Annotated in this window: 1 protein-coding gene; it reads left to right on the top strand. The window is 62.2% G+C overall.

The window, feature by feature from the left end; all coding sequences use genetic code 11:
* Position 1 precedes the first annotated feature (1 nt).
* Positions 2 to 11,857, top strand: a complete 11,856-nt coding sequence (locus tag FXO12_RS06775) for a non-ribosomal peptide synthetase (RefSeq protein WP_057977125.1) — start codon at positions 2 to 4, stop codon at positions 11,855 to 11,857.
* Positions 11,858 to 11,981 lie beyond the last annotated feature (124 nt).

The following is an 11,981-nucleotide window of genomic DNA, read 5'->3' as shown; positions in this document are numbered from 1 at the left end:
CATGCTTTCCAACCCTAATATCGACCTGGTGTCGCGCTTTCTTCGCTTGCCTCTGGAGCAGCGCCAGCAGTTTTACCAGCGCCTGCAAAGCCGGGGCATGAGTTTCGCTCAACTGCCGATTGCTCCCACCCGCCACGACAGCGACACACCGACGTTGTCTTACGCCCAGGAACGCCAGTGGTTCCTCTGGCAACTGGACAAGGACAGTACCGCCTACCACATCCCTGGCGCCCTGCGTTTGCACGGGCACTTGGACCTGGCAGCGTTACAACGCAGTTTCGACAGCCTGCTGGCCCGGCATGAAAGCTTGCGCACGCAATTGGTCGAGGACGATGAACGTCTGTGGCAGGCAGTGATGCCGCAGGCGCGGGTGCAGATCCAGCAGGCGCATGTCGACCAAGCGCAGTTGATGGCGCGGGTGGAAGAGGAGGTGGCGCGGCCGTTCGATTTGCACCAGGCGCCGTTGTTGCGTGTGACGCTGTTGCAACTGGCCGAGGATGAGCATGTGCTGGTGATGGTGCAGCACCACATCGTCTCCGATGGCTGGTCGATGCAGGTGATGGTGGAGGAACTGGTGCAGCTCTACGCCGCCCATAGCCAGGGCCATGACCTGCAACTCCCGGAACTGCCGATCCAGTACGCCGACTACGCGCTGTGGCAACGCGGCTGGATGGAAGCCGGGGAACAGGCGCGCCAACTCGCGTATTGGCAGGCCCTGCTGGGCGGCGAGCAACCGGTGCTGGAATTGCCGCTTGACCGCCCGCGCCCGGCGCAGCAAAGCCATCGCGGTGCAAGCCTGCAGGTGCATCTGCAACCGACGCTGGTGGCGGGGCTCAAGCGCCTGGCGCAGCAAGAGGGTGTGACCGCGTTCATGCTGCTGCTGGCGTCGTTCCAAGCCCTGTTGTATCGCTACAGCGGGCAGTCGGATATCCGCATTGGCGTGCCGAACGCCAACCGTAACCGTGTCGAAACCGAGCGGCTGATCGGCTTCTTCGTCAACACCCAGGTACTCAAGGCTGACCTTGACGGGCAGATGAGCTTTGCCGAGCTGCTGCAACAAACCAAACGCCGCGCCCTGGAGGCCCAGGCTCATCAGGACCTGCCGTTCGAGCAACTGGTGGTGGCATTGCAGCCTGAACGCAGCTTGAGCCATAACCCGTTGTTCCAGGTGATGTTCAACCACCAGACCGAGGCCCAGGCCGGCCGCGAAGGCCAACAGTTGCCGGGCCTGCGTGTGGTGGAACTGGACTGGGACAGCCAGACCACCCATTTTGACCTGAGCCTGGACACCCATGAATCCGCCGACGGGCTTTGGGCCGCGCTGACCTACGCCACCGACCTGTTCGATGCCGCCACCATCGAGCGCTTGGCGCAACATTGGCAGCACCTGCTGCAGGCGGTGGTGAGTGCACCCCGCAGCCGCCTCTGTGAACTGCCGATGGCGAGCGCCGCTGAGCAACACAGGATGCTCCAGGACTGGAACACCCCGGCGGGTGTCACCCCCGTTGAGGCTGTACACCGGCTGTTTGAAGCCCAGGCTGATCAGCAGCCGGAACGTCAGGCCCTGGCCCTGGATGAGCAGGCCCTCAGCTATGGAGAGCTGAACCGTCAGGCCAACCGCCTGGCGCATTACCTGCTGGCCCAGGGCGTCGGCCCCCAAGGGCTGGTGGGGATCGCCGTGGAGCGCTCTTTTGCCATGGTGGTCAGCTTGCTCGCGGTGCTCAAGACAGGAGCGGCCTATGTGCCGCTGGACCCTGAGTACCCCCGCGAACGCCTGGCGCATATGCTTGAGGACAGTGGTGTGGGCCTGGTGTTGACCCAATCCCACCTGCATGGGCGTCTGCCGTTGCCGGCCCGGGTGCTGGCAGTGGACATCGACCGGGTCCAGGCGCAGTTGGCGTTGTGTGCCGACAGTAATTTACCGGTTGATGTCGAGCCCCAGAGCCTGGCGTATGTGATCTACACCTCCGGCTCCACAGGCAAGCCCAAGGGGGTTGCCATCAGCCAGGCTGCACTGAGTGAGTTTGCTGGCATCGCGGCGGATTACTCGCAACTGGTTGCCCAGGACCGAGTGCTGCAGTTTGCCACCTTGAACTTCGACGGTTTCGTCGAGCAGCTATATCCAGCCCTGACCCTCGGCGCCACCGTGGTACTGCGTGGCCCGCAGTTATGGGACGGTGCCGAGCTGTATCGGCAGATCATCGCCCAGGGCATTACCCTGGCCGACTTGCCCACGGCCTACTGGAAGCTGTTCCTGCAAGATTGCCTGGCAGCAGGCCCAAGGACCTATGGTGCTTTGCGCCAGATCCATATCGGCGGCGAAGCCATGCCGTTGGACGGCCCACTATTGTGGCAGCGCGCCGGGCTCGGCCATGTGCGCTTGCTCAATACCTACGGGCCTACCGAGGCCACCGTGGTTTCCAGCGTGCTGGACTGCACTGACCCGAGCGCCGTCGGCGCCGGCGGTGCCAGCCCCATTGGCCGGGCGCTGCCAGGGCGTGGCCTGTATGTGCTGGACCGTGACCTGAACCTGCTACCGCTGGGCGCCGTGGGTGAACTCTATATCGCCAGTGCCAATGGCTTGGCCCGTGCGTATTTGCAACGGCCAGGCCTGACCGCCGAGCGCTTTGTCGCTGATCCGTTCAGCCCATCCGGCGAGCGCCTGTACCGCACCGGCGACCTGGCGCGTTATCGCGCCGATGGTGTGGTGGAATATGTCGGGCGGGTCGATCACCAGGTCAAGGTCCGTGGCTTTCGCATAGAACTGGGTGAGATCGAAACCGTGCTGCTGGCCCAGGACAGCGTGCGTGAAGCGCTATTGCTGGCTGCCGACAACCAACTGCTGGCCTACCTGGTGCCTGCGCAGACGCTGCCTGAAACCGAGCGCGCCGAGGTTGGTGAACAGTTGATGGCCACCTTGCGCGACCACCTGCCGGACTACATGGTGCCGGCGCACCTGATCTTCCTCGACCGCATGCCGCTCAACCCCAACGGCAAGCTGGATCGCCAGGCCCTGCCCAAGCCAGATGCCAGCGTGGAACAACAGGATTGGCGAGCGCCGGTCACCCCGTTGCAACAACAGGTGGCGGCGATCTGGGCGGCTATTCTGGGGGCCGAACGGGTGGGCTTGAACCAGCACTTCTTCGAACTGGGAGGGCATTCCCTGTTGGCAATGCAGGTGGTGTCACGCATCCGCCAGACCCTGAGCCTGGAAGTGCCGCTCAAAGCCGTGTTCGAACACCCGCGGCTGGAGGCGTTTGTCGCGGCCTTGCAAACCCAGGAGAGCCTATTGCCAACGGCGCCGGCCCTACTGCCGGCGGGGCGCGTGCAGCCGTTGCCACTGTCTTACGCCCAGGAGCGACAATGGTTTCTCTGGCAACTGGAACCCCACAGCGCGGCGTATCACATTCCCAGCGCGCTGCGCCTGAAAGGGCAATTGGACCTGGCTGCGTTGCAACGCAGTTTCGATAGCTTACTGGCGCGTCATGAAAGCCTGCGCACCCATATCCGCCAGGATCACGACGGCGCGGTGCAAGTGATTGAGCCGCCAATGTCCTTGCCGATCACCCAGGCTGATGTCGATGACGCCCAGCTCAAAGCCAGGGTGCAAGCGCTGATCGCCCATCCGTTCGACCTGCAACAAGGCCCGTTGCTGCGCGTCACGCTGTTGCGCCTGGCCGCCGACGAGCATGTGTTGGTGTTGGTGCAGCATCACATCGTCTCCGATGGTTGGTCGATGCAGTTGGTGGTCGAGGAACTGGTGCAGTTGTATGCCGGTTACAGCCAAGGCCAGGACGTGCAGTTGCCGGCGCTGCCGATCCAGTATGCCGACTACGCCGTATGGCAGCGCAGCTGGATGGACGCCGGTGAGAAGCAACGTCAACTGGCCTACTGGCGTGAACTGTTGGGCGGTGAGCAGAGCGTGCTGGAGTTACCGTTCGATCACCAGCGCCCGGCTGTGCAGAGCCACCGCGGCGCGCGCCTGGCGTTCGAGCTGGCGCCCGAACTCACCCAGGGGCTCAAGGCTTTGGCCCACCAGCAGGGCGTGACCCTGTTCATGTTGTTGCTGGCATCGTTCCAGACCTTGTTGCACCGCTACAGCGGCCAGGAAGAAATACGTGTCGGCGTGCCGATTGCCAACCGCAATCGCAGCGAGACCGAGCGCTTGATTGGTTTCTTCGTCAACACCCAGGTGCTCAAGGCGGATGTGCATGGGCAGATGAGTGTCGAGCAGTTGCTGCAGCACGTTCGGCAACGCGCCCTGCAAGCCCAGGCCCACCAGGATTTGCCGTTCGAACAACTGGTGGAAGCCCTGCAACCTGAGCGTAGCCTGAGCCACAACCCGCTGTTCCAGGTCATGTTCAATCATCAGACTGACATCGGCCAGGCTCAGGTTCAGCACCAATTGCCAGGGCTGCGGGTAGAAGGGCTGGACTGGGACAGCAAGACCGCACATTTCGACCTGGACCTGGATATTCAGGAGTCCACCGAAGGTATATGGGCCACCTTGGGTTATGCCCAGGACCTGTTCGAAGCCAGCACCGTGCAACGCATGGCGCGTCACTGGCAGAACCTGCTGCAAGGTATGGTCGCCAACCCACGGCAGCAGCTCAGCCAGTTAAGCTTGCTGGACGCGACCGAACAACAACAGATCCTGCAACTGTGGAACCGCACGGAGTCTGGCTTTTCGGCCGAGCGCCTGGTGCATCAACTGTTTGCCGATCGCGCCCGGGCAAACCCGACTGCGGTGGCGGTGAAGTTCGACGCGCAAACCCTGAGCTACGGCGAACTGGATCGCCAGGCCAACCGCCTGGCCCATGCCCTGATCGCTCGTGGCGTCGGCCCGGAAGTGCGGGTGGCCATCGCCATGCCGCGCAGTGCCGAAATCATGGTGGCGTTCCTGGCGGTGATGAAAGCCGGCGGTGTGTATGTGCCGCTGGATATCGAATACCCGCGTGATCGCCTGCTGTACATGATGCAAGACAGTCGTTCGAAATTGCTGTTGACCCATTCGGCCGTGCAACACCGGTTGCCGATCCCGGACGGCCTCGACGCCTTGGCGGTGGATCAGGTGCAAGCCTGGTCGGATTACAGCGATACGGCCCCGACTGTGGCGCTGGACGGCGACAACCTCGCCTACGTGATCTACACCTCCGGGTCCACCGGTTTGCCCAAGGGCGTGGCGGTGTCACACGGCCCGCTGGTGGCGCATATCATCGCCACTGGCGAGCGCTATGAAACCTCCCCGGCCGATTGCGAACTGCACTTCATGTCCTTCGCCTTCGACGGCTCCCACGAAGGCTGGATGCACCCGCTGATCAATGGCGCCAGCGTGTTGATCCGTGATGACAGCCTGTGGCTGCCGGAATACACCTATGAGCAAATGCATCGCCACAACGTGACCATGGCGGTGTTCCCACCGGTGTACCTGCAACAGTTGGCCGAACATGCCGAGCGCGACGGCAACCCGCCGGCGGTGCGGGTGTACTGCTTTGGCGGTGATGCGGTGGCCCAGGCCAGCTATGACCTGGCGTGGCGCGCGCTGAAACCCAAGTACCTGTTCAACGGCTACGGCCCGACGGAAACCGTGGTCACACCGCTGTTGTGGAAGGCACGCAAGGGCGACCTATGTGGCGCCGTCTACGCGCCCATCGGCACTTTGTTGGGTAACCGCAGTGGCTACGTGTTGGATGCGCAACTGAACCTGCAACCCATCGGCGTAGCCGGCGAGTTGTACCTGGGCGGCGAGGGCGTGGCCCGGGGTTATCTGGAGCGTCCGGCGTTAACCGCCGAACGCTTCGTGCCGGACCCGTTCGGCAAGCCCGGCATTCGCGTATATCGCAGCGGCGACCTGACCCGCGGGCGTCCGGATGGCGTAGTGGATTACCTGGGGCGTGTCGATCATCAGGTGAAGATCCGCGGTTTCCGTATCGAACTGGGGGAAATCGAAGCGCGCTTGCGTGAGCAAGCCAGTGTCGGTGAAACCGTGGTGGTGGCCCAGGAGGGGCCGACCGGCAAACAACTGGTGGCCTATGTCGTACCACTGGACCCGACGCTCCTGGGTGATGCTGTCGCTCAATCAAACGGTCGCGAAACCTTGCGGCGCGCCTTGAAAACCCGCTTGCCGGACTACATGGTGCCGACGCATTTGATGTTCCTTGAGCGTATGCCGCTGACCCCCAACGGCAAGCTCGACCGCAAGGGGTTGCCGCTGCCGGATGTGAGCCAGATGCAGCAGGTGTATGTGGCGCCCGAGAGCGAGTTGGAGCAGAAGATCGCCGCGATCTGGTCCGATGTGCTACGCCTGCCACAGGTGGGCCTGCATGATAATTTCTTCGAGCTGGGCGGCGATTCGATCATTTCGATTCAACTGGTCAGCCGCGCCCGCCAGGCGGGTGTGCGTTTCACGCCCAAGGAGTTGTTCCAGCATCAGACGGTGCAGAGCCTGGCGACGGTCGCGAGGGAAGGCGACGGTGTGGTGCAGATGGATCAGTCGCCGCTGACTGGCGATTTGCTGTTGTTGCCGGTGCAACACAGTTTTTTTGCCGATGAGATTACCCAGCGTCATCACTGGAACCAATCTGCGGTGCTGCAACCGCACCAGCCGTTGCAGGTACCGCTGTTGTTGGCCGCACTGCAGGCGTTGATCGTGCATCACGATGCCTTGCGCAGCACCTTTGTCGAGGGCGCACAGGGCTGGAGCGCGGCCTACCGTGGTCCGGATCAGCACCAGGCTGAACAAGTGCTATGGCAAACCACATTGAACAGCGTCGAAGAACTTGAGGCTTTGGGCGAAGAGGCCCAACGCAGTCTCGACTTAGGCGCAGGCCCGTTATTGCGTGCGGTGTTGGCGCAGTTGGCCGACGGTTCACAGCGCTTGTTGCTGGTGATCCATCACTTGGTGGTGGACGGTGTGTCGTGGCGCATCCTGCTTGAAGACTTGCAAAGCACGTATCAGCAACTGGCCCAAGGCGCCCCTGTGACACTGCCAGCCAAGACCAGCGCCACCCGCGCCTGGGCTGCTCGCCTGCAGACCTACGCCCACAGCCCGGCGTTACAACACGAGCTGGCTTGGTGGCAGGCGCAATTGCAGGGCAGTCCGGTCGGCTTGCCGGGCGCCGATCCACAGGCGAGCCTGAGCAACCAACTGGCCCTGAGTGTGAGCACACACCTGGATGCCACCTATACTCGGCGCTTGCTGCACGACGCGCCGAGTGCCTATCGCACCCAGATCAATGACCTGCTGTTGACTGCCCTGGCGCGAGTTATTACGCGCTGGAGCGGCGAGGCTTCGACGTTGATCCGGCTTGAAGGTCATGGCCGCGAAGATCTGTTCGATGACATCGATCTGACTCGCACTGTCGGTTGGTTCACCAGCCTTTACCCCGTGCAACTGGTACCGGCCGATTCCCTGGCTGCTTCCCTCAAGCGCATCAAGGAGCAGCTGCGAGCCGTACCCGACAAGGGCCTGGGGTTCGGTGCCCTGCGTTACCTGGGTAATGCCGCAACGCAACAGGCGTTGGCGGCCTTGCCGCAGCCACGTATCACCTTCAACTATCTGGGGCAGTTCGATGCCAGCTTCGACAGCGGCGAACAGCCAGGACTGTTCACGCCGACCGCTGATGCCAGCGGTGCCGAGCAAAGCCCGCAGGCACCTTTGGGCAACTGGCTGGAAATCAACGGTCAGGTCTATGGTGGCGAGCTGAAGTTGAACTGGAGTTTCAGCCAGGCGATGTTCGGTGAAGCAACCGTCAAATGCTTGGCCGACGACTATGCCTTGGAACTCAAGGCTCTGATTGATCATTGTTGTGAGTCGGCGCATCAGGGCGTGACGCCGTCGGACTTCCCGTTGGCGCGGTTGTCCCAGGACCAGTTGGATGGCTTGGCACTGAACGTGGCTGAGGTCGAAGACCTGTACCCATTGTCACCCATGCAGCAAGGCATGCTGTTCCAATCGCTGTACGGCGAAGGTTCGGGTGACTACATCAACCAGATGCGCATTGATGTGCAGGGCCTGGATGTGGCGCGCTTCCACCAGGCCTGGCAGGTGGCGGTGCAACGCCACGAGATCCTGCGTAGCGGTTTTGTCTGGCAGGCGGAACTTGAACAGCCTTTGCAGGTGGTCTACAAGCAGGTGCGCCTGCCGTTTATGGCGTTGGATTGGCAGACCCGTAAGGACTGCAACCAGGCCCTGGATGAGCTGGCCGAGTCGGCACGCACCCAGGGTTTTGTCCTGGAGCAGGCACCGCTGTTGAGCTTGACGCTAGTACGCACGGGGGCGACGAGCTACCACCTGATCTACACCAATCACCACATTTTGATGGATGGCTGGAGTGGTTCGCAGCTGTTCGGCGAGGTGTTGCAACAGTATGCCGGTGAGCCGCTGCCAGCGCCTACCGGGCGGTACCGCGACTACATCGCCTGGCTGCAGGCACAGGACAAAGCCGTCAGCCAGGCGTTCTGGCAGGCGCAACTGGTCAACTTGCAGGCGCCCACGCGCCTGGCCGATGCCATAGAGACTGAGGTGGATGCGGCCCAGGCGGTGAATGGCGAGCATCGCTTGAGCCTGGATGCTGCGCAAACCGAACACCTCAAAGCCTTCGCCCAACGTCACAAGGTGACCCTCAATACCCTGGTGCAAGGCGCCTGGTTGTTGCTGTTGCATCACCACACCGGGCAAGCCACCGTAGCATTCGGCGCCACGGTAGCAGGGCGTCCGGCGGAACTGCGTGGGATTGAACAGCAGGTCGGCTTGTTCATTAACACGCTGCCGGTGGTGGCGACGCCGGATGCGCAAATGTCGGTCAGCCATTGGCTGGAGCAACTTCAGCAACAGAACGTTGGCTTGCGTGAGCATGAACACACGCCGCTGTTCGAGATCCAGCGTTGGGCCGGGCTGGGTGGAGAGGCGCTGTTCGACAGTATCCTGGTGTTCGAGAACTACCCGGTGTCCGAGGCGCTGGAGCAGGGCGCACCGTCGGGGCTGCGTTTTGGCGCAGTGCACAGCCTGGAACAGACCCACTATCCATTGACCGTGTTGTTGGCTATTGGCCAGACACTGGGCTTGGAGTTCAATTACTCCCGCCACGCTTTCAGCGGCGCGCATATCCAGCGCTTGGCCGAGCACTTCCAGCAGTTGCTGCTGGCCCTGGCCAGCGACGGCAGTCAACGCCTTGGCGCGTTGCCCTCAGTGGCGCAGGCCGAGCGGCAGTGGGTATTGCATGATTGGAATGCGACTGCGGTGGATTACCCGCTGGATCAAGCGGTCCACACGCTGATCGAGGCTCAGGTGCTGCGTACACCGGATGCACCTGCCTTGATTTTCGCGGGGCAAGCCTTGAGTTACAGCGCGTTGAACGCCCGGGCCAATCGCCTGGCGCATCGCTTGATGGCGGCCGGGGTTGGCCCGGATGTGTTGGTGGGGCTGGCGGCAGAGCGCTCGGTGGAGATGGTAGTTGGCCTGTTGGCGGTGCTCAAGGCCGGTGGCGCTTATGTGCCGCTGGACCCCGAGTATCCTCGTGATCGCCTGGCCTACATGCTGCAGGACAGTGGTGTGCAACTGCTGTTGACCCAGGCTCATCTACTGGCGCAACTGCCGGTTCCCGCCGGTGTACAAACCCTGGTGCTGGAATGTGGCGATACTTGGCTGGAAACCTTCAGCAGCCACAACCCGAATATCCCGGTGCACGGCGAAAGCCTTGCCTATGTGATCTACACCTCCGGCTCCACCGGTCAGCCCAAGGGCGCTGGCAACCGCCATATCGCGCTGACCAACCGCCTGTGCTGGATGCAACAGGCATATGGGCTCACGCCGCACGACAGCGTGTTGCAGAAAACTCCGTTCAGCTTTGACGTGTCGGTGTGGGAGTTTTTCTGGCCGCTGATGACCGGCGCGCGTCTGGTAGTGGCGGCACCGGGCGATCATCGTGATCCAGCCAGGCTGGTACGGCTGATCAACGAGCAACAGGTCACCACCTTGCATTTCGTGCCTTCCATGTTGCAAGCGTTCTTGCAAGACGCGGCGGCTACTTCATGCCAGAGCCTGCAACACATCGTTTGCAGTGGGGAAGCGTTGCCTGCGGATGCCCAGCAACAGGTGTTCGTCAAATTGCCCCACGCCGGCTTGTACAACCTGTACGGCCCTACCGAAGCCGCTATCGACGTAACCCATTGGACCTGTGTCGAGGAAGGTCGCGACGCCGTACCTATTGGCCGACCCATTGCCAACCTGGGCTGCTACGTGCTGGACGACAACCTGGAACCTGCGCCAGTGGGCGTGCTGGGCGAACTGTATTTGGGCGGTATTGGCTTGGCGCGGGGTTATCACCGCCGTGCGGCACTTACCGCCGAGCGGTTTGTGACCGACCCGTTCGGCAGCGGCACACGTCTGTATCGCACCGGTGACCTGGCGCGTTATCGCGACGATGGCGTGATTGAATATGCCGGGCGCATCGATCACCAGGTCAAACTGCGCGGCCTGCGCATAGAGTTGGGCGAAATCGAAGCGCGCCTGCTGGAGCTCGACAATGTCCGCGAAGCCGCGGTGCTGGCGGTGGACGGTACCCACCTGGTGGGTTACCTGGTGCTGCAACAGCCCCTTGAAGAGTGGAAGGCAGGGGTAGTTGCACACCTGGCCGAGCAGTTGCCCGACTACATGGTCCCGGCGCAGTGGGTGGTACTGGCGCAGATGCCGTTGAGCCCGAACGGCAAGCTGGACCGTAAGGCGTTGCCCAAGCCAGAGGCTCACGGTGCCGCGCAATTCCAGGCGCCCGTTAGCGAGATCGAGCAGCAAATCGCAGCGGTCTGGAGCGAGGTGCTGGAGGTGGAGCGCGTAGGGCTCAACGACAACTTCTTCGAGCTCGGTGGCCATTCATTGCGAGTGTTGATGCTCAAGGAGCGAATTCGCAAGGTCAGCGGCGTGAACCTGTCTGTCAGCCAACTGATGCTTAACCCTACTGTGGCGGGACAGGTCAAATGCCTGCAGGGCAATAGCCGGTCTTCGTTGATCGTCAAGCTCAACCAGCAGACGCAAGGCACGCCGTTGTTCCTGTTCCACCCAAGCTTCGGCTCGGTGCATTGCTACACCGCGATTGCCCTGGCCTTGCGCGAGCAGCGCCCGGTGTTCGGGGTCATGTGTCGTGCCTTGGCCGAATTGGGCGCCACGGTGCCGCAATGGCAGGTAATGGTCGAGGACTACACCGCGCAATTGTTGGTGGCCCAACCCGAAGGCGCGTTCCGCGTGGGTGGCTGGTCATTGGGCGGCAACCTGGCGATGGAGGTCGCCTACGGCCTGGAGCAAGCCGGCCGAGAAGTGGAGTTTGTCGGCTGGATCGACGCTGCGCCGCCGCAATGGGTCACACCCTATTGGGACGCAGTGGTGGTCGAGGACGCTCGCGAGATCTCAGCCAATGAGCGCCGCGCAGCGTTGCTGGGGGTTATGTTTCCTGAGTTCGCCGAGTCCATCCAACACGCCTGGCAGCAATGCCAACGGGATAGCGAGGATGAAACGGGACAATGGCGGGAATTTGTGAATTGGGCTGAACAGTCTTTGGGCGAAGCCTTCACGGTGATCAAGGATGAATTACTGCGTGGCAATGAGGCGCAGATTTCCTGGGACGTTGACCGGGCACTCAGTGAGCGTTTGCTGCAAGCTGACTTCAAGCCGATCAAGGCGCCCGTCACTTGTTGGTGGGCGTCCATGAGCCGGGCAGGGCGCTTCAAGGACCTGATCGAGCAGCAAATGGCAACGGTGATCAGCCAAGGGCGCATCGAGCGCTCAGTGATGATTGAGACCGATCATGATGGCATTATCGACAGCGCGGTGTTTATCAGCAGTTTGGTAGAGGCGTTGAGGTAAGCCGCCGCTCAATCACAAAAACCCGGATCCAGTGTCCGGGTTTTTTTATGCTCCAATCCCTCTTCGCCAGTATCTCTGCACGCCCAAAAAAAAGCCCGGTGAGCATGGGGTGCTCACCGGGCGT

This window comes from Pseudomonas sp. J380 (assembly GCF_009827115.1).
GTDB classification, from domain to species: Bacteria; Pseudomonadota; Gammaproteobacteria; order Pseudomonadales; family Pseudomonadaceae; genus Aquipseudomonas; species Aquipseudomonas paracarnis.
This window is presented reverse-complemented; position numbering and strand designations above follow the sequence as displayed.

Excerpts from the sequence above, each read along its gene's own strand:
- FXO12_RS06775 (WP_057977125.1), top strand. The coding sequence starts at position 2 with ATGCTTTCCAACCCTAATATCGACCTGGTGTCGCGCTTTCTTCGCTTG.